General features: G+C 46.9%; 22 protein-coding genes, 1 tRNA gene and 3 pseudogenes. 25 read left to right on the top strand and 1 reads right to left on the bottom strand.

Going from position 1 to position 20,062, the window contains the following annotated elements:
* The first annotated feature begins 35 nt into the window (after window positions 1–35).
* On the top strand, window positions 36–437 hold the full coding sequence (crl, locus tag FEK47_RS19595) for a sigma factor-binding protein Crl (protein WP_135404391.1): 402 nt from the start codon (window positions 36–38) through the stop codon (window positions 435–437).
* 100 nt (window positions 438–537) lie between these two features.
* On the opposite strand, the gene phoE is transcribed toward crl, so the two are convergent.
* The gene (gene phoE / locus FEK47_RS19590; RefSeq protein ID WP_130218396.1) at window positions 538–1,593 is read right to left on the bottom strand and encodes a phosphoporin PhoE; all 1,056 of its coding nucleotides are present in this window, start codon (window positions 1,591–1,593) and stop codon (window positions 538–540) included.
* Window positions 1,594–1,880: 287 nt separating this feature from the next.
* Between phoE and proB the strand changes: the two genes are divergently transcribed.
* The 24 genes and pseudogenes from proB to FEK47_RS19470 all read left to right on the top strand — a co-directional run.
* Window positions 1,881–2,984 (top strand): glutamate 5-kinase, encoded by a 1,104-nt coding sequence (gene proB, locus FEK47_RS19585; protein ID WP_001285288.1) that lies wholly within the window; start codon window positions 1,881–1,883, stop codon window positions 2,982–2,984.
* Window positions 2,985–2,995: 11 nt separating this feature from the next.
* Entirely contained in the window at window positions 2,996–4,249 is a 1,254-nt protein-coding gene (proA, locus tag FEK47_RS19580) for a glutamate-5-semialdehyde dehydrogenase (RefSeq protein ID WP_138183335.1), read from the top strand.
* Window positions 4,250–4,363: 114 nt separating this feature from the next.
* Window positions 4,364–4,439: transfer RNA gene (locus FEK47_RS19575), tRNA-Thr, on the top strand.
* 166 nt (window positions 4,440–4,605) lie between these two features.
* The gene (locus tag FEK47_RS19570; RefSeq protein ID WP_000772649.1) at window positions 4,606–5,820 is read left to right on the top strand and encodes an integrase arm-type DNA-binding domain-containing protein; all 1,215 of its coding nucleotides are present in this window, start codon (window positions 4,606–4,608) and stop codon (window positions 5,818–5,820) included.
* A gap of 127 nt (window positions 5,821–5,947) precedes the next feature.
* Window positions 5,948–6,718: a hypothetical protein gene (locus tag FEK47_RS19565; protein ID WP_001601635.1), complete on the top strand. Its 771-nt coding sequence runs from the start codon at window positions 5,948–5,950 to the stop codon at window positions 6,716–6,718.
* 220 nt (window positions 6,719–6,938) lie between these two features.
* Window positions 6,939–7,136, top strand: a complete 198-nt coding sequence (locus FEK47_RS19560) for an AlpA family transcriptional regulator (RefSeq protein WP_000072422.1) — start codon at window positions 6,939–6,941, stop codon at window positions 7,134–7,136.
* 77 nt (window positions 7,137–7,213) lie between these two features.
* On the top strand, window positions 7,214–8,014 hold the full coding sequence (locus FEK47_RS19555) for an antA/AntB antirepressor family protein (protein WP_138183333.1): 801 nt from the start codon (window positions 7,214–7,216) through the stop codon (window positions 8,012–8,014).
* A complete protein-coding gene (locus tag FEK47_RS19550) occupies window positions 8,007–8,783 on the top strand; it encodes a host cell division inhibitor Icd-like protein (RefSeq protein ID WP_138183332.1) in 777 nt (258 codons plus the stop codon). Before FEK47_RS19555 ends, FEK47_RS19550 begins: the two co-directional genes overlap by 8 nt.
* Window positions 8,776–9,141 (top strand): hypothetical protein, encoded by a 366-nt coding sequence (locus FEK47_RS19545; RefSeq protein ID WP_001601638.1) that lies wholly within the window; start codon window positions 8,776–8,778, stop codon window positions 9,139–9,141. Before FEK47_RS19550 ends, FEK47_RS19545 begins: the two co-directional genes overlap by 8 nt.
* Window positions 9,134–9,334 carry a hypothetical protein gene (locus tag FEK47_RS19540; RefSeq protein WP_001601639.1) on the top strand — a complete coding sequence of 67 codons (201 nt, stop codon included), beginning with the start codon at window positions 9,134–9,136 and terminating at the stop codon, window positions 9,332–9,334. The genes FEK47_RS19545 and FEK47_RS19540 overlap by 8 nt, the downstream gene beginning before the upstream one ends.
* Before the next feature lie 4 nt (window positions 9,335–9,338).
* On the top strand, window positions 9,339–9,653 hold the full coding sequence (locus FEK47_RS19535) for a DUF4222 domain-containing protein (protein WP_001601640.1): 315 nt from the start codon (window positions 9,339–9,341) through the stop codon (window positions 9,651–9,653).
* Window positions 9,650–11,401, top strand: coding sequence for a phage/plasmid primase, P4 family (locus tag FEK47_RS19530; RefSeq protein ID WP_001601642.1), 1,752 nt, complete (start codon window positions 9,650–9,652; stop codon window positions 11,399–11,401). The genes FEK47_RS19535 and FEK47_RS19530 overlap by 4 nt, the downstream gene beginning before the upstream one ends.
* Before the next feature lie 316 nt (window positions 11,402–11,717).
* Window positions 11,718–12,125, top strand: a pseudogene (locus tag FEK47_RS19525) (DNA primase); the annotation flags it as partial.
* An 826-nt stretch (window positions 12,126–12,951) separates the two neighbouring features.
* Entirely contained in the window at window positions 12,952–13,482 is a 531-nt protein-coding gene (locus FEK47_RS19520) for a ProQ/FinO family protein (RefSeq protein ID WP_138183331.1), read from the top strand.
* Entirely contained in the window at window positions 13,479–13,766 is a 288-nt protein-coding gene (locus FEK47_RS19515; RefSeq protein ID WP_138183330.1) for a PerC family transcriptional regulator, read from the top strand. Before FEK47_RS19520 ends, FEK47_RS19515 begins: the two co-directional genes overlap by 4 nt.
* Window positions 13,767–13,967: 201 nt before the next feature.
* Window positions 13,968–14,141: a hypothetical protein gene (locus FEK47_RS25150; protein ID WP_001224090.1), complete on the top strand. Its 174-nt coding sequence runs from the start codon at window positions 13,968–13,970 to the stop codon at window positions 14,139–14,141.
* Window positions 14,142–14,180: 39 nt separating this feature from the next.
* Complete coding sequence (locus tag FEK47_RS19505) at window positions 14,181–14,765, top strand: NUDIX hydrolase (RefSeq protein WP_138183329.1); 585 nt, start codon at window positions 14,181–14,183, stop codon at window positions 14,763–14,765.
* Window positions 14,766–14,829: 64 nt separating this feature from the next.
* On the top strand, window positions 14,830–15,501 hold the full coding sequence (locus tag FEK47_RS19500; RefSeq protein ID WP_004027511.1) for a DUF2213 domain-containing protein: 672 nt from the start codon (window positions 14,830–14,832) through the stop codon (window positions 15,499–15,501).
* A 6-nt stretch (window positions 15,502–15,507) separates the two neighbouring features.
* Entirely contained in the window at window positions 15,508–16,035 is a 528-nt protein-coding gene (locus FEK47_RS19495; protein WP_105455205.1) for a hypothetical protein, read from the top strand.
* A 304-nt stretch (window positions 16,036–16,339) separates the two neighbouring features.
* Window positions 16,340–16,519 carry a hypothetical protein gene (locus FEK47_RS19490; RefSeq protein WP_138183328.1) on the top strand — a complete coding sequence of 60 codons (180 nt, stop codon included), beginning with the start codon at window positions 16,340–16,342 and terminating at the stop codon, window positions 16,517–16,519.
* A gap of 332 nt (window positions 16,520–16,851) precedes the next feature.
* Window positions 16,852–17,745 carry a DUF4747 family protein gene (locus FEK47_RS19485; protein WP_001601654.1) on the top strand — a complete coding sequence of 298 codons (894 nt, stop codon included), beginning with the start codon at window positions 16,852–16,854 and terminating at the stop codon, window positions 17,743–17,745.
* Entirely contained in the window at window positions 17,745–18,344 is a 600-nt protein-coding gene (locus FEK47_RS19480) for a hypothetical protein (protein WP_069924976.1), read from the top strand. The genes FEK47_RS19485 and FEK47_RS19480 overlap by 1 nt, the downstream gene beginning before the upstream one ends.
* A gap of 851 nt (window positions 18,345–19,195) precedes the next feature.
* Window positions 19,196–19,738, top strand: a pseudogene (locus tag FEK47_RS19475) (integrase arm-type DNA-binding domain-containing protein); the annotation flags it as partial.
* Between the two features lie 73 nt (window positions 19,739–19,811).
* Window positions 19,812–20,062, top strand: a pseudogene (locus FEK47_RS19470) (IS256 family transposase); the annotation flags it as partial.

Below are 20,062 nucleotides of genomic sequence, written 5' to 3'. Positions count from 1 at the left end.
TTGGTAAAACAGTTGCATCACAACAGGAGATCGCAATGACGTTACCGAGTGGACACCCGAAAAGCAGATTGATCAAAAAATTTACCGCACTAGGCCCGTATATTCGTGAAGGTAAGTGCGAAGATAATCGATTCTTTTTCGATTGTCTGGCTGTATGCGTCAACGTGAAACCAGCGCCGGAAGTGCGTGAGTTCTGGGGCTGGTGGATGGAACTGGAAGCGCAGGAATCCCGTTTTACCTACAGTTACCAGTTCGGTCTGTTTGATAAAGCAGGTGACTGGACGCGTGTTCAGGTAAAAGATGCGGAAGTGGTTGAGCGACTGGAGCACACCCTGCGTGAGTTTCATGAGAAGCTGCGTGAATTGCTGACGACGCTGAATCTTAAGCTGGAACCGGCGGATGATTTTCGCGATGAGCCGGTGAAGTTAACGGCGTGAGTGAAATGTGCCGGATGCGATGTTAGAGCATCTCTTCCGGCCTGAAATATTGGTTTTCGTTGGCCGGATAAGGCGTTCACGCTGCATCCGGCAATATTCATTAAAACTGATACGTCATCCCAACCGCGACAATATCATCATTGTTGATATTCAGCTTATTATCACTATCCAGCTGATTGATTTTATAATCAACAAACGCTGACATATTTTTGTTGAAATAATACGTAGCACCGACATCGATGTAATTGACCAGATCTTCATCGCCGATGCCTTCAATATCTTTCCCTTTCGATAAGACGTAACCCAGTGATGGACGCAGACCAAAGTCGAACTGGTATTGTGCGACCGCTTCAAAGTTCTGCGTCTTATTGGCAAAGCCGCCAGAGATTGGCGTCATTTTGCGTGTTTCAGAATAGAAGGTGGCCAGATAAATATTATTAGCATCGTATTTCAGGCCCGTTGCCCACGCTTCTGCGCGCTTGCCCGTGCCACGGCTTTGCTGGTTTTGCTCGTTGGTGCGATCAGAGTTGGTATAGGCCCCACTGATGGCGAAATCGCTGCCGCCGAAGTCATAGGTTAACGAGGTGCCGAAGCCATCGCCATTCTGCTTTTTCACATCGCGATTTTCGTTTTTCCCTTGATATTGCAAGGTTAAATTCAAGCCATCGATAACGCCGAAGAAGTCGGTGTTACGATAAGTCGCCAGCCCGCTGGCGCGTTTGGTCATAAAGTTATCGGTCTGCGCCGAGGAGTCGCCACCAAATTCCGGGAACATATCGGTCCAGGCTTCCACGTCATACAGCGCGCCCAGGTTACGACCATAATCGAAAGAACCCAAATCTTTATATTTCAATCCGGCAAAAGCGAGACGTGTTTTTTGCTGTGCGGTATCGCTCTCTGCTTTATTACCAGCAAACTCTGCTTCCCAACGACCATAACCAGTCAGTTGATCGTTAATTTGTGTTTCACCTTTAAAACCAAAGCGGATATAACTCTGGTCGCCATCTTTACTGTCATTATCACTCATATAATGCATGGCTTTAACTTTGCCATAAATATCCAGTTTATTACCGTCTTTGTTATATACTTCTGCGGCCTGTACGGATGCAGATGCCACAATGCCCATCACCACTAATGCCAGAGTGCTCTTTTTCATTTTCATTCCTGATTTTAATTAACGCGCGAATATTCTTCGGGAGAGTCCCGTTGAAAACAGGAAAGTTTTTAACGTGAAATTGTTAAAGATATATTACAGCTTAATAATATTCTTAAAATGTGCTAATTTATTAAATCTGTAATAAAAGCGTAAACAACTGCCGTTACGCTTGCTGATCCCGCGCAACAAAACGCTATGCTTTGCTCGCAGATGGTTGGCAACCGGCGACAGTCCTGCTAAAACGTTCGTTTGATATCATTTTTCCTAAAATTGAATGGCAGAGAATCATGAGTGACAGCCAGACGCTGGTGGTAAAACTCGGCACCAGTGTGCTAACAGGCGGATCGCGCCGCCTGAACCGTGCCCATATCGTTGAACTTGTTCGCCAGTGCGCGCAGTTACATGCCGCCGGGCATCGGATAGTCATTGTGACGTCGGGCGCGATTGCCGCCGGACGTGAGCACCTGGGTTACCCGGAACTGCCAGCGACTATCGCCTCAAAACAACTGCTGGCGGCGGTAGGGCAGAGTCGACTGATTCAACTGTGGGAACAGCTGTTTTCGATTTATGGCATTCACGTCGGGCAAATGCTGCTGACCCGTGCCGATATGGAAGACCGTGAACGCTTCCTGAACGCTCGCGATACGCTGCGTGCGCTGCTCGATAACAACATCGTTCCAGTAATCAATGAGAACGATGCTGTCGCTACGGCAGAAATTAAAGTTGGTGACAACGACAACCTTTCTGCGCTGGCGGCGATTCTGGCGGGTGCCGATAAACTGCTGCTGCTGACCGATCAAAAAGGTTTGTATACCGCTGACCCGCGCAGCAATCCGCAGGCAGAACTGATTAAAGATGTTTACGGCATTGATGACGCACTGCGCGCGATTGCCGGTGACAGCGTTTCAGGCCTCGGAACTGGCGGCATGAGTACCAAATTGCAGGCCGCAGACGTGGCTTGCCGTGCGGGCATCGACACCATTATTGCCGCGGGCAGCAAGCCGGGCGTTATTGGTGATGTGATGGAAGGCATTTCCGTCGGTACGCTGTTCCATGCCCAGGCGACTCCGCTTGAAAACCGTAAACGCTGGATTTTCGGTGCGCCGCCTGCGGGTGAAATTACGGTAGATGAAGGGGCAACTGCCGCCATTCTTGAACGCGGCAGCTCCCTGTTGCCGAAAGGCATTAAAAGCGTGACTGGCAATTTCTCGCGTGGTGAAGTCATCCGCATTTGCAACCTTGAAGGCCGCGATATCGCCCACGGCGTCAGTCGTTACAACAGCGATGCATTACGCCGTATTGCCGGACACCACTCGCAAGAAATTGATGCAATACTGGGATATGAATACGGCCCGGTTGCCGTTCACCGTGATGACATGATTACCCGTTAAGGAGCAGGCTGATGCTGGAACAAATGGGCATTGCCGCGAAGCAAGCCTCGTATAAATTAGCGCAACTCTCCAGCCGCGAAAAAAATCGTGTGCTGGAAAAAATCGCCGATGAACTGGAAGCACAAAGCGAAATCATCCTCAACGCTAACGCGCAGGATGTTGCTGACGCGCGTGCCAATGGCCTTAGCGAAGCGATGCTTGACCGTCTGGCACTGACGCCCGCACGGCTGAAAGGCATTGCCGATGATGTGCGCCAGGTGTGTAACCTCGCCGATCCGGTGGGGCAGGTAATCGATGGTGGCGTGCTGGACAGTGGCCTGCGTCTGGAGCGCCGTCGCGTGCCGCTGGGTGTGATTGGCGTGATTTATGAAGCGCGGCCGAACGTGACGGTTGATGTCGCTTCGCTGTGCCTGAAAACGGGTAACGCGGTGATCCTGCGTGGCGGCAAAGAAACCTGCCGCACTAACGCTGCAACGGTGGCGGTGATTCAGGACGCCCTGAAATCCTGCGGTTTACCGGCAGGTGCAGTACAGGCAATTGATAATCCTGACCGCGCGTTGGTCAGTGAAATGCTGCGTATGGATAAATATATCGACATGCTGATCCCGCGCGGTGGCGCTGGTTTGCATAAGCTGTGCCGCGAACAGTCGACAATCCCGGTGATCACAGGCGGTATAGGCGTATGCCATATTTACGTTGATGAAAGTGCAGAGATCGCTGAAGCCCTGAAAGTCATCGTCAACGCGAAAACCCAGCGTCCGAGCACATGTAATACGGTTGAAACGTTGCTGGTGAATAAAAACATCGCCGATAGCTTCCTGCCCGCATTTAGCAAACAAATGGCGGAAAGCGGCGTGACGTTACACGCAGATGCTGGCGCAATGGTGCAGTTGCAGACAGGCCCCGCAAAGGTGGTGGCTGTTAAAGCGGAAGAGTATGACGATGAGTTTCTGTCATTAGATTTGAACGTCAAAATCGTCAGCGATCTTGACGATGCCATCGCCCATATTCGTGAACACGGCACGCAACACTCCGATGCGATCCTGACCCGCGATATGCGCAACGCCCAGCGTTTTGTCAACGAAGTTGATTCGTCCGCTGTTTACGTTAACGCCTCTACGCGTTTTACCGACGGCGGCCAGTTTGGACTGGGTGCAGAAGTGGCGGTAAGCACACAAAAACTCCACGCGCGTGGCCCAATGGGGCTGGAAGCACTGACCACCTACAAGTGGATCGGCATCGGTGATTACACCATTCGTGCGTAAATAAAAACGGGTGATGCAAAAGTAGCCATTTGATTCACAAGGCCATTGACGCATCGCCCGGTTAGTTTTAACCTTGTCCACCGTGATTCACGTTCGTGAACATTTCCTTTCAGGGCCGATATAGCTCAGTTGGTAGAGCAGCGCATTCGTAATGCGAAGGTCGTAGGTTCGACTCCTATTATCGGCACCATTCTAATGTCTCCCCAAGTCTACTCAAGTATTTAAAAACCTCTTATAATCCGCATGTTAGCGCCCCTTTTAGTCTTTTGACGTCTACTTAAGTACCCCAAAATCTACAGTCAATTGGGGGTACTTTTGGGGGTATTTGCTGTTCGGTTTAGTGGAGGTACCCCCAAGTGAAACTCAATGCCCGTCAAATAGACACTGCCAAGCCAAAAGAGAAGGCTTACAAGCTGGCTGATGGTGGTGGTCTGTATCTCCTGGTAAAACCTAGTGGAGGAAAATATTGGCGCTTCAAGTATCGTGTAGCTGGTAAAGAGAAGCTGTTAGCACTAGGTGTGTATCCTGAAGTTACCTTGGCTGATGCTCGTGCAAAACGTGAAGAAGCTAAAAGGGGTATCGCTGGGGGTATCGATCCGATGGAAGCGAAACGAGAGGAAAAGATTGCCCGGGAAACGCAGTTAAACAACACCTTCAAAGATATTGCCCTTGAGTGGCACAGCAGCAAATTAAAAAAATGGTCTGCTGGTTATGCTTCAGACATCCTCGAAGCCTTCAACAAAGATGTGTTCCCTTACATTGGCAAAAAACCAATCGCCGAAATCAAACCACTTGAACTGCTGAATGTGCTGCGGCGCATCGAGGGGCGCGGTGCTACCGAAAAAGCCAAAAAAGTGAGGCAGCGATGCGGGGAAGTTTTCCGCTATGCAATTGTCACTGGACGTGCTGAGTATAACCCTGCACCGGATCTCACCAGCGCGATGCAAGGTCATGAATCTAATCATTATCCTTTCCTCACAGCCAAAGAATTACCTGATTTTTTCAAGGCATTGTCCAGTTACTCAGGAAGTGCATTGGTTGTTATGGCGGCTCGTCTACTGATTATCACCGGTTTGCGGACTGGCGAACTGCGCGGTGCATTATGGGATGAAATCGATCTCAACAAGGCTATCTGGGAGATACCTGCTTCACGGATGAAAATGCGTCGCCCTCATGTGGTGCCTTTGTCTGAGCAGGCTCTTTCGCTTATTGGGCAGATTAAAGAACTAACTGGCAATTATCCGCTTATGTTTCCCGGCCGTAATGATCCAAGGAAAACAATGAGCGAGGCTAGCATAAACCAAGTATTTAAACGCATCGGCTATAACGGAAAGGTTACTGGTCATGGCTTCCGGCACACTATGAGCACCATTTTGCATGAGCAGGGCTATAACACCGCGTGGATAGAGACACAGCTTGCGCACGTCGATAAAAACTCAATTCGTGGCACATACAACCATGCGCAATATCTGGATGGGCGGCGGGAAATGCTTCAGTGGTACGCTGATTATATGGATTCGCTCGAGCATGGCGGAAATGTGGTGCATGGTGAGTTCGGAAAATGCGGGTGACTGGTTGAGTATACAGTAGTAGACTTTGAGCGATTAAGAAAAGGCTGTGTCTAGGGTCGCTCCCGAAAATCCGTACACCTCTGCGGACTGGCACAGCCACTACGGTAGAGGGCGCAGAGGTGTGCGTATGGTTGATATTCATGCCGAATTAAATGAATACAAAAAAGAGTTTATTTATTTACGTGATTTTCTTGATGATGTATTTAAAGTTGTTGATGCTAATATTTCAGAAGTCATTACCTGGATACTCAAGAGAATAAATACAGTAAATCCAGGTATTACCCTGTACACAGTAAATTCATTAAATGAGGTGGAACTTTATTCTTCGGATCCGTTTGAGTGGAGATCTGATTTTAACTTTCTTTATGCAAAACTGGATACGGTTAGGGAGCGTGGTTGTTTACCTTGTGAGAGGGATGAGAGTGGTTTTCTGGTATCTGGTTATTGGGAAGACGCCGAATTTGAGGCAATGGGATTCAGAAGAAATGAAATTTTCGAAATTTTCCCAGAAATCCTTGACGGGTTAATGAATCTGGAATGTGCTGACTCTTCTGAAAATAACGAGGCGCAAGGAAGCAATATTGAACATAAAGAATTGCGTACAGATGATGATTTTTTATCCCGAATTGCAATGCTGGAAAAAGAAAATGAATCGTTAAGGGAGCGGGTAAATCAGTTAGAAAAGGAGCGCCCGATTTTGCTAAGGGCGTATCGTGATGATGACCCATTGTATCTGGCTATCGATATTAGAAACAGAGAGTGGGCCAATTACGACCCAGAGAATGATCGCGCAACTAGGGGAAACCAGGGCGCGATTACTACTGAGCTTGAAAAACGAGGTTTTACCTCCCGACAGGCCGCATCTATTGAGCTTGTCGCCTGTCCTATCAAACGATGAAGCCTTGCCCTAGTGGTATCTCATGTTTTGTTCGCGTCTCACCCTAAGGGTAATCAGACCTCACCCTTAGGGTATTTTTGTATGCTTTCCCATCAATTTTACTATTACCCTTAGGGTAAAAATATTCCCGATTACCATTAGGCATGAAGGTATGAAAATATTCGTTATTTCTGTGCCATGATTACCTCGTCAAATTGAGTAGACGTTATGAGGTAAATATATGTCAAATACGCTTATTCGTTTAACGGAAGTTCAGCGTAGAACTGGATATAGCAAGGCATGGATTTATCGCCTTATGGGGCAAGGTAAATTTCCTGCATCAGTTAAAATTGGCTCGCGAGCGATTGCTTTCGTTGAGAGTGAAATTGACGAGTGGATTAATCAGCGTATTGCGGAATCACGCGGAACAGCTACCTGATTAAATGGCTACGGGGCCAGAAGTCCCAGCTATCCACCAGCAAATAAAAGTAACTTAATTCGATAGCAGGAGTTTTTATGAAATTTCCAAAAACGCCCGTACAGGGGCAGGGATTCATTCGGCCTGAAAACCAGAATCTGCAAAATTTCGGCGAAATTATCCCGGTTATTTCCGGCGTTATTGGCGGGCGTGAAACCAATATTGTTAGCGCCAGAGCGTTGCATAAGGCGTTAGGTGTAGGGCGCGTTTTCCGTTCGTGGATCAAGGGGCGCATTGAAGAATACGGCTTCACGGAAGGCGTGGATTATGAGGTTGTTGAATATTTGAGCCGACCCGATCCGGTGAGCGCAAAATCTCGCCAGCAAACAGCTCTTGAGTACATCATCACCACGAACATGGCGAAAGAACTGGCGATGGTCGAACGTACCGAACAGGGCCGCGCCGTTCGTCAGTACTTCATCAAATGCGAGGAGGAGCTACACAAGGTAGCGCCTGTGCGTTCCGCAGCTTTACGCCGGGAACTGAAAGCCCGTATCACCGTTGCCAGCTACTTTAAGCCGATGTGCGCCGCGCTGGAGGCGTACCGGGCTGAACTGGGTAAAAACACGTTCCAGCACCACTACACCACGGAAGCCAATATGCTGGCGCGTATCGTGCTGGGTGGCATGACTGCAAAACAGTGGGCGCAGGCGAACGGCATCACAGGCGAACCACGCGACCACATGAGCACGTTGCAGCTTGAGCACCTTTCTTACCTTGAGCAGAGCAATATCACGCTGATTGAGTTAGGCCAGGACTACCACCAGCGGAAAGCTGAATTAATTCGCCTTTCGCAGCGTTGGTTAGCCCGTCGCATGGAGGAAAACAGCCATGTGTAACGCTCTGACCGTTACAAAAAGAGAAAGCGCCCCGTTGCCGGAGCGCCTTTGTGAACGAATTACCTGTAGCACCATATTGCTTACTGTCTACGAGGCAGATTATAGCGTTGTGGTCGCACAGAGTGAAGGCGCTGATCACCGTTACTACAGCACGCCAGAAATGCAGAATATTTTGCTGCAAAATGTCGTTGGCCACGTCGTCCGGAAAGCAAAAAATTTTGCTGGTGGCGCGACTGATGCGATTTTTTCTGGGCGTCAGCCTTTTGGCTCGATACCGCGCTGTTGTAATTCTTTGCGGAGTATTCGTTTAATCCAAGTAGCTAATGAGGTGTCGCCGTCTGCCTTGGCTGCCTCCTCAAGTTGCGCTCTAAATTCTTCTGGTAGTCGCATTTGGTATGGTGGTGATCGTTTCTCTAATGGTGTTGACATGGTAATTACCCTTAATTACTATAGTTACATGGTAATTACCATTGTACTTACCATTACGCAAAAAACAACGCCCCGCAGTGCTGGAACACATGCAGGGCGTCTAACCACCAACGATAGCAGAAGTATCGAGGTAGCTATGAGAAATCATACCACACACCCGCAAGGGCGGGACTCGCACAACCTGAATAAATACATCTGGCGTTTTATCGCCCTGAGCACGGCACAACCGCGCGTAATTCACATCGAGGCCACCAGCGAACAGGAAGCCCGCCAGCAATCCCCGGCTGGCTGCGTGATGGTATTCGCTGCCCGTATTCGCCAGGAGGTGCACCATGCATAACCTGTCAATTTCTGACCTTAACAGCATTCAGTTTGACGAGAAATTTACCGGGCAGCTACTGGTCAATGTGGAGAACGGGCGCATAGTGCGTAATTACCACCTGCCGGATGGTGCAATTGCCGGAAGCGTTGAAGCATTGCTGGAAATGGCGGAACGTGCGCGACTGATTAAGCCGTCAACGTGCCATCACGATGATGATCTGCATTTTACCGGACGCATGGTGAGTCACTACGAAAACGGCGTTGAAGTATCCCGCGAACGGCTGCGTGATGATTGCTGTTTCGGCACACTGCCGGAATTTATCGAATTGCTGACCAGTTGCGGTTACCAGGTCATTCAGGGGGTGCATCATGGGTAATCAGCCAGCAACAATGACAATTACCCTGAATGTGCCAGATGATTTCACCGGACGCGTACTGGTTTACCTGGATAAAGGGAACGTGAAATCACAATGCCGACTGCGAAATAATGAAATTGTAAGTACGGTAGAAGGCTTTTCTGAACTCTGTATTCGTGCAGGAATAAAACCGGAACTGCTGACAGGAAAATAAAACCATGAAAAAGAAAAATTCTGGCTTTACTGCCAGCGGTCTCTCTCGGCCTGAAATTCGCCCCGGCGATATTTTCCGGGATAAATACGGCAGTCAGATAACGGTAAAAACGGTGAGTGCTTATCGTGTGACCTATATCCGCGAAGGGTATGCGCATCCCTGCGTGTCGTCACATATGCGCTTTGAAAGGGAATTCATCCTTGTAAGTAAAGCGCCACCAGCAGAATTAAGCGACATCGACAAAATCATGAGCGTCACGGGCGCGGAACGCATCAGGACAGTACGTGAAATTATTCGTGAGCGGGGAGGTAAGAAGTGAAAAACGCACCGAATTTGAAATATCAGCCGAAGGATAAATCCATTGAAGTGATTATTTTTGCCGGTGCTGATGCCTTTGCTCACGCTAAAACATGGGAGGAAGGATGGGGACTAAAAATTGCCGCCGATAAAATCCCTCCGGTCTGGCTGGGGCCAAAACAACTGGCAGACCTGGACAACGTGCGAATTGTTGATGATGGGCGGTTATATGCACGTGTCTATCTTGCGGGGGAGATTGAGCCAATCCTGATTAACGCTGTCGCCGAAAAACTGGCGCTGGCTGGCGTACAGGACGCGAAATTATACAAAGGTATCCCTGACCGGGAGCCGGAGAACTGGCGCGACTACCTGCAACGGTTACGCGAACAGGCTGAGCGCGGAGAAATTCTGTCAGGAAGGACCGAGAAAAAACACAAAATATCTCTTTCCAGAATGGCGGACAGCCAAAGGGCAAAACTTTTAGCTGAACGATTTCAGGATGTAGCAATGAATCAGGAGAGTGAGGTTGTCCACGTCTGGCGCGATGATTTTTGGGTTCCGGTAAGCACACTGGATCTTAGTCGTGAAATGGTGGCTATTTACGAAGAAAACGGAACAGCGTTTAGCCGGAGAGCAATAAGCAATGCTGTGGATGCTTTAAAAGTTATGGCCAGGCCAATGGGGGAGCCGTCAGGTGATTTATTGCCGTTCGCTAATGGCGTGTTTGACCTGAAAACTGGCGAATTTTCCCCGCACTCGCTGGATAACTGGATCACCACGCATAACGGCATTGAGTACACGCCACCAGCACCAGGGGAGAACATCCGCGACAACGCGCCAAACTTTCATAAATGGCTTGATCACGCTGCAGGAAAAGACCCGCGAAAGATGATGCGTATATGCGCCGCGCTGTACATGATTATGGCTAACCGGTACGACTGGCAAATGTTTATTGAGGCCACAGGAGACGGCGGGAGCGGCAAGAGCACATTTACGCACATAGCCACCCTTCTGGCAGGGAAACAGAACACGGTAAGCGCCGAAATGACATCGCTTGATGATGCTGGCGGGCGTGCACAGGTTGTCGGAAGTCGTCTTATTGTCCTGGCAGACCAGCCGAAATATACAGGCGAAGGATCGGGAATCAAGAAAATAACTGGCGGCGACCCCGTGGAAATTAACCCGAAATATGAGAAGCGTTTCACAGCAATTATCAGGGCTGTCGTGCTGGCAACAAACAACGTGCCGATGATATTCACCGAACGGGCCGGAGGCGTTGCACGTCGACGTGTAATTTTTCAGTTCGATAATATTGTAAGGGAGGCCGAAAAGGATAAAGAATTACCGCAAAAGATAGCGGCAGAAATACCTGTCATTATTCGTCGACTGCTTACTAACTTTTCAGATCCAGAAAAAGCACGAGAATTATTGCTTGAGCAGCGTGACGGTGCCGAAGCTCTGAAAATAAAACAGGAAACTGATCCTGTCATTGGGTTATGTGCGGCGCTTGCATTTCTTGACGAACCGCATGGAATGATGATGGGTGGCGGTAAGAGAACAGTTGACCTTAACCCACGTACAAGTCTGTACAGGCTTTATCTTGCCTTTATGGAGTACATAGGCAAAGAAGAAAAATTAAGTGTTAATGATTTTGGTAAGGCCATGAAGGCGGCTGCAAGAGAATATGGAGCTGAATATCTGACCAGAGGTTTTAAAGGACGAACACAAACTAACGTTATAAGAACGGAGAGAACCGAGGAATTTTTATAAGAGTAATGCCTGCAACAGGTAGACGGGTAGATATTGGGTAGATGCTAGTTTTATGAATGCCTACCCGCTGAAACCCTTGCGCCACAAGGGATTCAGCGAAATAGGTAGATAGGGTAGACAATATCTCGCTTAAAAACTTTTTTACGCAGCGAAAGGAAAATACAGGTTAGAGAATGGAGAGTTAAAAGAAAGTCACTTTTACTATCTACCCTATCTACCTAATAGATAAAAGTTGTTTTTTATCATTGTGTTAAGTGGGTAGATAACCGTTTCTTTGTTGTCTACCTGTTATCTACCTTGTCTACCCATAAGATGAAAGTACCGGATACGGCGTGAAGGTGCAGACGGTGAAGCCCTGGTTATCGCATGCACCAAGATGAAGGATGCGGAGGAACTGAAAGAAATGGCTTGCGATTTGCGCGAGGTTGAGCTTTTCAAGGATGAAGGCGGGGAGTTAATCACGTCGTTGGTGGTTGTGGATAAGCCGCGCCCACCCGTTGAACTGGAGCGCATCGAGGAAGCCGGGAACAAGACGGAGAATCACGCCGCACTATGGGGCTGTATTCGTTCACGCACGCAACGCGGAGATAAATGCACTATTCCGTTATTGCGCGATGACATGAAAAAGCTGGGGTATGAGATGAAACACTTCCGGCGCTGGCTGTACAAGCTGGAAGGTGACGGCGTAATCACTATTGACGGTGATGACGTGCGCCCACTGTAAAAAGTGGGGAGCAAAAGTGGGGAGAGTGAGCAATGAGAGCCAAAGAAGCCATTTTTCCCCACTTTTCAACCTGTATATATACAAAAAAGTGGGGAGTGAAAAATTCAAAATAAAACAATGAATTATCAACTCGTGGAATCCCAATTTTTGGCGTGGTGAGAAATTGAAAAAGTGGGTAATAAAAATGGGTAGTGATGGGTAAATGAAAACTATGCGATGAAAGTAATAGGGGGATTAAAAAATAATCAATGCAATATATTAACTAAAAATTAACTATTTACCCCACTTTTGCGTATATATAGGGGGTTAAAAGTGGGTACTTAAAAATATATTTAAAATCATACTGTTATTAACTTCATGAATTCTCACTGTGCAGCAGGTGAGGAATTAAAAAATCATGGATGTTAAAAATGAAAACAGAATGTTATATCAGCGCCGTTGGAGAACATAATACGAAATTTATAAGCTGAAACGTAAAGGTAGACGGTTGGTAGACAGTAATACTTAACCCTCTACCAACCATCTACTAATTAATATTTTGAATTATATAGGTATTTTTAATGTGGTAGAGAGGTAGACAGTTATTTCTATATTCCTAAACCACGGGGGGGGTATATAAAAAAACAGATAGTTAAGGGTTCATTTTTTAAATTTCTCTTTTAACTATCTACACTATCTACCATTTAGTAAAAATCATTAATTATCAATGTATTAATGCGGTAGACAGTTTGCAGATTGTTTTTTTGTTATGTGTTAATAACATTAAATAAATCAATCAATTATATCGGTAGACAGTTGGTAGACAGTTGTAACGATGGGGCAAAGCATGACTAAGCTGACCATTAACAGAAAACCGAAAGGCATTTACGGCACGCCGCAGAAAACGACGCAGGCGGCGCAAGAGCAGGATAAAACCACATCGGCGCATAAAGTGATGCCCGGTAACCAGAAAGCGCAGCAGAAGCCCACAGGGGCGACACCGTGGCGGCATATGACCAAACGCCAGCGCAAAAACCGCCGACGCGTTAACCGCCTCACTGAGTTGTGGCCTGAATTATTCAGCCGGGAAGCTCCGAAGCCGCTGAAGGTGGGGATATTCGACGACCTGATGCAGGATCTCGCCGTCAGGGGGCTGGCATTCGGGCCAGGGGCATTGCGTGCGACGCTGGCATCTTATGCGCAGTGTCCGCGCTATTACCGCGCCTTAATGGCTGGTGGGGTACGCTACGACCTGAAAGGCCAGCCGTGCGGCGAGGTGACACCACAGGAACAACAGGACGCAGAAACGCGGCTGGTGGCGCTGAATGAAAAGCGTAAGCGCCAGCGTAAGGCCATGAAGGAGGGAAAAAGCGCATGATACGCGACAGTAAAGCCGAAGCACTGGAAGCGCGTGGTCTGTACCGGAGAGCGGCGGAACGGTGGGCTGAGGTCATTATGCTGGCGAACGGTGACAAGGCACGGGAACAGGCGGCAAAGCGCCGCGCGGAATGTATCCACAAGGCAGCACGCCCACCAGCAAGGCAGGATAATTTCGGGGAGATGCGCGAAACCATCAGCCGGGCACATGCCGGAATGGGATTACATCAGCCCAATGGTAAGGCATTCAGGAAATATCCTGGATCGAAAAATTGCAGTCAGTGACGGAGGCCGGGATTTTTCCCGGCTTTTTTGTGCCAGTAAAAAGCCCGCAGCCAGAAGTGTTGCGGGCTTTGTTTTTCAGGTGATTGAAGTCAATGGGAAGAACGCGATCATCATGCGTTATCGTTTCATAAATTGCAATGATGTAGATCGTTATTTCAGTTTATGCAATTATAGCCATTGTTTTGTTCAGGAGATATGACTATGAGAAAAGCCAGCGTGAAACCCGTTTTACTCGCTCGTGATCAGATTGAAGCATTACAGCGCATTCAGGACGAGGAACGCCGCAATTCTCCGCTGGGGATTGCTCCGAGCATTCATGAGGTCGCCCGGCGTTTAATGCAGCGGGCGCTTTATCCCGTAGAACGTCCGGCCTGATGGTCGTGATTTTTTGGTGAAAAAAGAGAGGTGGTAAAAATGCCAGCAAGCAAAGAAGATTTGCGATTAAAACTGATGGAGGTAGTTAACGCTCTGTCAGAGTCGCAGGGCAGCACTCCGCAGGAGATTATCGAAATTCTGAATGCGATCCCCGCACAGGATTTCACAAAAGCAGATGAGGATAACGCGAATCAAAACATCGTCGCGTCAGTCGAAGATGAATCCTCACTGGCAGAAGCCCAGGCTAAAGCGGATTCCGCATACAGCAATATGGGCCGTCGCGCTCCGGCCCCGTTTGCTGGTGAAAAGTCGATGGATTACCGCAAGCGCGCATTAATTGGCGCACAGAGGATAGCGAAAAAATTCAGAGATGTGGATATTCGTTCCGTTTCAGATTCTGCAACGCTGGCGGTGCTGGAAGAACAGATTTACCAGGCTGCCCAGGAGAGTGCACAGTGGGCCGTGGAAAACACGCCGGGCCATTTGGGTAAAACCGTAAGAATGGATGAAGCTGGTCGTCGTATTACTGAATATCAGGGCGATCCGAACGTCTGGCTGAACGCCTTCAAAATCCCTCCCCGTCGCCTGGTCAAAATTAACGTTGCAAGCCTCGCGGGGGCATGAAAAACGTGCTGATTTCAGCCCTGCCTGATTTGGCGGGGCTTATTGCTTATAACCGGGTGACATTATGCTTTTAACAGAAATTGAGGCGGCAAAGCAGATTCGGGACGGTCAGCTACCGTCGCCTTATCAGTTCTCCAACATGTGGCTGGTTAACCTGCGTATTACAGGGACTGGCATGGCCTACCGCGCCGAAGAAAAAGAATTTGTCTGGCGTTCACCGCAAACTTATCTCAATCCGCAGTTCCTGGAACGTTGCGCCGGAGTACCCGTCATTATCGACCATCCCGAAAGCAAAACCCTTGAAGACGTGGGCGAACGCTCGCGCATTATTGGCACCGTCATGTTGCCGTATATTCGCGGTGACGAGGTGTGGGGCGTATGCCGGATTTACGGGCAGGAAATCATCGATTACATCCAGAAAGCACGGGGGGAGGTATCCACCAGCCCGTCGGTTGTGTTTTGTGGTGCGTCCGGTGGGGCTGAAGTTCCTGATGTAATGGGCGAGGACAATTTTTTTATTGAGGGTACGCCATTTCTTATCGATCACGTTGCACTCGTGCCGCTTGGTGTTTGGGATAAGGGCGGGAAACCATCGGGTGTGGAGGTAACAACGCCGACAGCAGAAGAGCAGCTTGCCGGAATGGTCCGGGACGTTATTGATGCGGCCTGCAAGCCAGCCCTGGAAAAACTGGAAGAAATATCCGGGCGGCTGGCTCAACTGGAAAAAGAAGGGTGAGTCATAATGCTGATGAGTAAGGCAGAATATGCCAAACACAAAGGCGTAAGCCGCCAGACAGTTTACGACTGGATCGAGAAAGGCGAAGTGGTCATGTCCGGTAAAAAAATCGATGTGGAAGCGACAGAGCAGCGGAACAGCCCACCAGCACAGGGAAAAGACACAGTTTCTGAAATGTGGCCAGAGAGAACGCTGGAAATGACGTGGGGCGAGTTCTGGAAAGCAGTTAAGGCCAGAGACGGTAAAATCCCTGCACCAGTAACGGACGATGACATACGGCAGCGTGTGCTGAATGCAGCCGGGGAATTAGGCTGGGAAGTGCACTTTCTTGATGATGGTGCTATCTGCCTTGAGGATGATGAAGGACAGCATTACTTTGAACAATACAATTTGCGGGGTAATGCCTGGCTGGCAATTCGTATGCTGCGTTGTGAACTATGCTATGTTGCCAGCGATTGTCCCGATGAACAGGACACATGGAGTGAGGCAGGACTAAACGCCCTGGCTGAATGGGAAAAATCAGGCCATCAATGACCTCAAAAAGTGTCAAGTTGAGCAGCTTGCCAGGTTGACACTTTACACTCTGAACGCGAAAAAGTGTCAACCTTGCTGGAAGCCGCGCCATTACTGGCCTTGTACCATATTCACCACGTCAAAAAACCGAAAAAATCGCGAAAAGTGTCAAGTTGCCATGCTTAGAAATGCCAGGGATGGTTAAGTTTTGTTAAGGTTTTTCCCGAAAAAGTGTCAAGTGTGTCAACCTGCGATATTAAGATTTATTAAGGTCTTAAGCCGGAAAGTGTCAACCAGCCCCCTAAGATTTCCTAAGGTGTAAATCATGACCATCACCGAAGCCGATTTGCTGGAGATGATCCGCGGCATTGCCAGAATCAAACAACCAGCAAGCAAAATTAACAGGTGTTCAGCGCCTGTTTCCGTTGTGCTGCAACAGGAACGCCACCAGCATGATGATGTGAGGCCGTATCAGTGGCGGAAACCGGACAGGCCGCGACGGTGAGCGGAACGTTACGGTAAGGCTACAGCCAAGCCAAACATTAAGCCTAAGGGTAAGGTTTTTTGTTGCAGGTGGCATTAATTTGGATGTTGATTTAAGGAGCATTTTTACTGAGACGGCCTGTTCGGGGTAACTTTTTTGTATGCCATTCACTTGTATGAGAGCTGTACTACGAAATAGGTTGGCATGGTGGGGAGAGCATTCTGTACTGTTATTGAATAACACTATCGTTTTTTATTCCTTTTGGTTATTAAGTGGTGTGCGTTAAGACATGGTTTTCTTTATGTTTTTCATGTATATATTGCTTTTTAACTCAATAAGGAAACACTGATAAAATGGCAAGACCAAAAAAATTAACTTATGGGGCGGTGAATATAACAATGCATCCCCACTCGCCAGAAAAATATGTAGAATTGTTCAGAATGGCAAGAAAAAACGCGAGAAATGTTAATTTGAGGGGGGACTCTTTCGCGACTTTATCACACTTTTATCCTTACAGGAAAGATCAGGTAGTTAGTGAACCTTTTGAAGGGGAAATTCTAAAGTATACAGATATTGATGTTGATGGAGATTGGTTCGATATTGTAAAGAAAGACATTGCCTCAGATGAGCAAAAGGAAAGGATAAGTATACCTGAGAATTTAAAACCAAATGTAGCTCGATTCTCTTTTGTTTTTCTACCTGCCAGCCATCTTTTAGTTTATGAGATGCAGGACAAAGGTCGGCATCTTACATCAAAACAAATAGAAAATTTTCTGAATGGAATATTTTCTCATGAGAGAATTATAGAGAAGTTTGGGAAGATTAATGTTACAATATTAACCGAGCCAGATAACGTAGAACGTATGCTTTCTTTAAAAGGCATTACGTGTATAAATATGGTTACTCGACGTCCTAACCCAGATGATCTCGCTTCTGCAGAAAGTATTATGCAAAAGCGTTTCAAACGTATTGGCGTTATTGAAGAAGATAAAACATATAAATCTGAGCGTGGTCAGGAAATTAAACCTGATAGTGAGTTAAAGCAGGATGCTCTTATTGCTTCGAGAAATGGCGAAGTTAGCATACGTAGGATTAATGAGGCGGGATTAGTTGAGGTTCATGCCTCAAGCGATTTACCACTTCAAAGGGTTGAATCATATGATTCTGACGTAACATCAGTTACTGAGCTATTGTTATTAAGAGCAAAATCTTTAGCAGATGAGTTTAAGAGGCTTCTGAGAAAGTAATGAGTAAAGTAAAAGAATCAACCAGTGCAATGGCTAGATACTGGAAGATCTATGGTGGCGCTGGGGCTGTATTTAAAAGTCGCTATTTTTGGTGTGCTTTTTTTATGACAGTGATTCTTTATCCATCTTGGTCTCATCAGGGGTGGTGGAATGATATTCTGTCGTTAATGCCGAACCTTTTGGGTTTTTCACTGGGTGGTTTTGCTATGTGGATTGCTATTGGAGATGAGGCTTTCAAAAAAATAATAACTGGAGATGAAGAAAGTGAAAATGGAGAGGTAGAATATTCCCCTTATATGTCTGTGAATGCAACCTTTGTTCATTTTATATTATTGCAGTTGTTAACTATAATAACGGCCTTGGTCACCAAGGCCTATAGTAGCATTCTCATAAATAACGCTTTTATGTATTATTATTTAGGTGTTGCTTACAGGTATGTACTGTTAACATTCAGCTTCTTTGCATACTTTATATTTATTTACTCAGTATTCTCTGCGTTAGCTGCCGTTTTTGCTATATTTCGTGTTTCTAGTTGGTATAATACTTTTATGACCTTACGAAACAAACAAGATAACTCTAAAAATAATAAGGAGGAATAAAAGCTCATTTTTATGGGCTTTTATTTGTCAGTTTTTGTCATAACTTTTCTACCAAACTATTCCAATACCTATTTTTTCTTTAAATATATAAGGTAACCATAAGCTATTTTTACTCCATTTTAAAGTGGCTTCAATAACTTCTGCGTTTCAGGGCCGCATCATGGACTGCTTTAGATCATTCCTACTGGGAAAACATGTTCACATGTCAGCACAGATTTGTTTCATCATGTCCACTATCTCATATTCCTGTGTCGATAGAGGAATGCAGATAGAAATATGCAAATTTTGTGCACGCTCTGCTATTAAGCGAAAACGAGCGTGGATATATCAACTAATAATTGCCCTCATCAACATAGGTGGTGGCGGGTATAATCTCTGTAACCCAGTTGTTCGTGACTACCCGCCTCGTCAAATTTTTACATCCGCGAAATTAAAAATTACTTCACGCTGGTGGGCATGCTGTCGATATAGGGATTCCAATAACGTGTTACCCGTGTGCATCCACCAGCTTCATCATTGATTGTTGATGAGGCAGATACCTGAAGAAAAATAGTACAATAGAATCGTTTTTTTGCACAATTTAGGACAATGGAAAATTAGTTGGGGGTACTTTTGGGGGTATCTATAAAAATGGAATGTCAAAATATCATTAAATATCAATGTGTTTGTTGTTTATGTTTTGTTCCTATTATCGCACCATCCCTTAGTATTTCCAAGTCATCTCAAACTAACAAAATCCTTTAAAAACATAGATATTACGAGATTCTTCGTCATTTGACGTCAACCCCTATCTCTTGAAATCAACATACAATTGGGGGCATGTTCTGTTCGGTCTAGGAAATGTGCCCCCAATGATGCTGAATGCCCGCAAGGTTGAAGCCACTAAAGGAAAAGAGAAGAGCTATAAGCTATCTGATGGAGGTGGCCTGTACCTTCAGGTTGAACCTAATGGCTCGCGTTACTGGCGTATGAAGTACCGTTTTGCTGGTAAAGAGAAGCGCTTGTCCTTTGGTGTCTATCCAACAGTCACCCTCGCCGATGCCAGACAAAAACGCGAAGACGCAAAGAAACTACTCGTCGCTGGTGAAGATCCTGGCGAAGTGAAAAAAGCAAAGAAGCATGCTTTAAACGCAGCGAACGAGACACTTAACCCATTCAGAGAAGTGGCGTTAGAGTGGCACAAAATGAAATCTCCCAAATGGTCTGAGGGCTATGCTTCAGACATAATTGAGGCGTTTGAGAAAGACATTTTTCCGCATATTGGACACAGACCTATAGCCGATATTCAGCCCCTTGAACTACTTGAAGTACTGAGGTTGATAGAAGCACGAGGTGCTATGGAGAAAGCGAAGAAAGTCCGTCAGCGATGCGGTGAAGTTTTCCGCTATGCCATCGGAGCCTGTACATAGATTTGTGTAATTGCCTGATTTTGATATGTTCAATTCAACATCAAATGAAGGTTAGATTATAGACGACAAACAATTGCAGGCTCTGGCTAACGAACTGGCCAAAAATCTCAAAACCCCTGAAGATCTCAGTCAGTTCGATCGCCTGCTCAAGAAAATCAGTGTTGAGGCTGCTCTCAACGCTGAACTGACTCACCATCTGGGACATGAAAAAAATCAGACCCGCATTACCGGCATGGACAACCAGATCCTGGCGCTGTATGCCAGAGGGATGACTACCCGCGAAATTATCTCAGCCTTCAAAGAAATGTA

It is taken from the genome of Escherichia sp. E3659 (genome assembly GCF_005781135.1).
Lineage (GTDB): Bacteria > Pseudomonadota > Gammaproteobacteria > Enterobacterales > Enterobacteriaceae > Escherichia.
Note: the sequence above shows the minus strand (reverse complement) of the source record. Positions and strands in the feature narration are given on the sequence as shown.

Bases quoted from the DNA above. Each gene is read 5' to 3' on its own strand.
- crl (WP_135404391.1), top strand. From the start codon at position 36: ATGACGTTACCGAGTGGACACCCGAAAAGCAGATTGATCAAAAAATTT.
- phoE (WP_130218396.1), bottom strand. From the start codon at position 1,593: ATGAAAAAGAGCACTCTGGCATTAGTGGTGATGGGCATTGTGGCATCT.
- proB (WP_001285288.1), top strand. From the start codon at position 1,881: ATGAGTGACAGCCAGACGCTGGTGGTAAAACTCGGCACCAGTGTGCTA.
- proA (WP_138183335.1), top strand. From the start codon at position 2,996: ATGCTGGAACAAATGGGCATTGCCGCGAAGCAAGCCTCGTATAAATTA.
- FEK47_RS19565 (WP_001601635.1), top strand. From the start codon at position 5,948: ATGGTTGATATTCATGCCGAATTAAATGAATACAAAAAAGAGTTTATT.
- FEK47_RS19560 (WP_000072422.1), top strand. From the start codon at position 6,939: ATGTCAAATACGCTTATTCGTTTAACGGAAGTTCAGCGTAGAACTGGA.
- FEK47_RS19555 (WP_138183333.1), top strand. From the start codon at position 7,214: ATGAAATTTCCAAAAACGCCCGTACAGGGGCAGGGATTCATTCGGCCT.
- FEK47_RS19550 (WP_138183332.1), top strand. From the start codon at position 8,007: ATGTGTAACGCTCTGACCGTTACAAAAAGAGAAAGCGCCCCGTTGCCG.
- FEK47_RS19545 (WP_001601638.1), top strand. From the start codon at position 8,776: ATGCATAACCTGTCAATTTCTGACCTTAACAGCATTCAGTTTGACGAG.
- FEK47_RS19540 (WP_001601639.1), top strand. From the start codon at position 9,134: ATGGGTAATCAGCCAGCAACAATGACAATTACCCTGAATGTGCCAGAT.
- FEK47_RS19535 (WP_001601640.1), top strand. From the start codon at position 9,339: ATGAAAAAGAAAAATTCTGGCTTTACTGCCAGCGGTCTCTCTCGGCCT.
- FEK47_RS19520 (WP_138183331.1), top strand. From the start codon at position 12,952: ATGACTAAGCTGACCATTAACAGAAAACCGAAAGGCATTTACGGCACG.
- FEK47_RS19515 (WP_138183330.1), top strand. From the start codon at position 13,479: ATGATACGCGACAGTAAAGCCGAAGCACTGGAAGCGCGTGGTCTGTAC.
- FEK47_RS25150 (WP_001224090.1), top strand. From the start codon at position 13,968: ATGAGAAAAGCCAGCGTGAAACCCGTTTTACTCGCTCGTGATCAGATT.
- FEK47_RS19505 (WP_138183329.1), top strand. From the start codon at position 14,181: ATGCCAGCAAGCAAAGAAGATTTGCGATTAAAACTGATGGAGGTAGTT.
- FEK47_RS19500 (WP_004027511.1), top strand. From the start codon at position 14,830: ATGCTTTTAACAGAAATTGAGGCGGCAAAGCAGATTCGGGACGGTCAG.
- FEK47_RS19495 (WP_105455205.1), top strand. From the start codon at position 15,508: ATGCTGATGAGTAAGGCAGAATATGCCAAACACAAAGGCGTAAGCCGC.
- FEK47_RS19490 (WP_138183328.1), top strand. From the start codon at position 16,340: ATGACCATCACCGAAGCCGATTTGCTGGAGATGATCCGCGGCATTGCC.
- FEK47_RS19485 (WP_001601654.1), top strand. From the start codon at position 16,852: ATGGCAAGACCAAAAAAATTAACTTATGGGGCGGTGAATATAACAATG.
- FEK47_RS19480 (WP_069924976.1), top strand. From the start codon at position 17,745: ATGAGTAAAGTAAAAGAATCAACCAGTGCAATGGCTAGATACTGGAAG.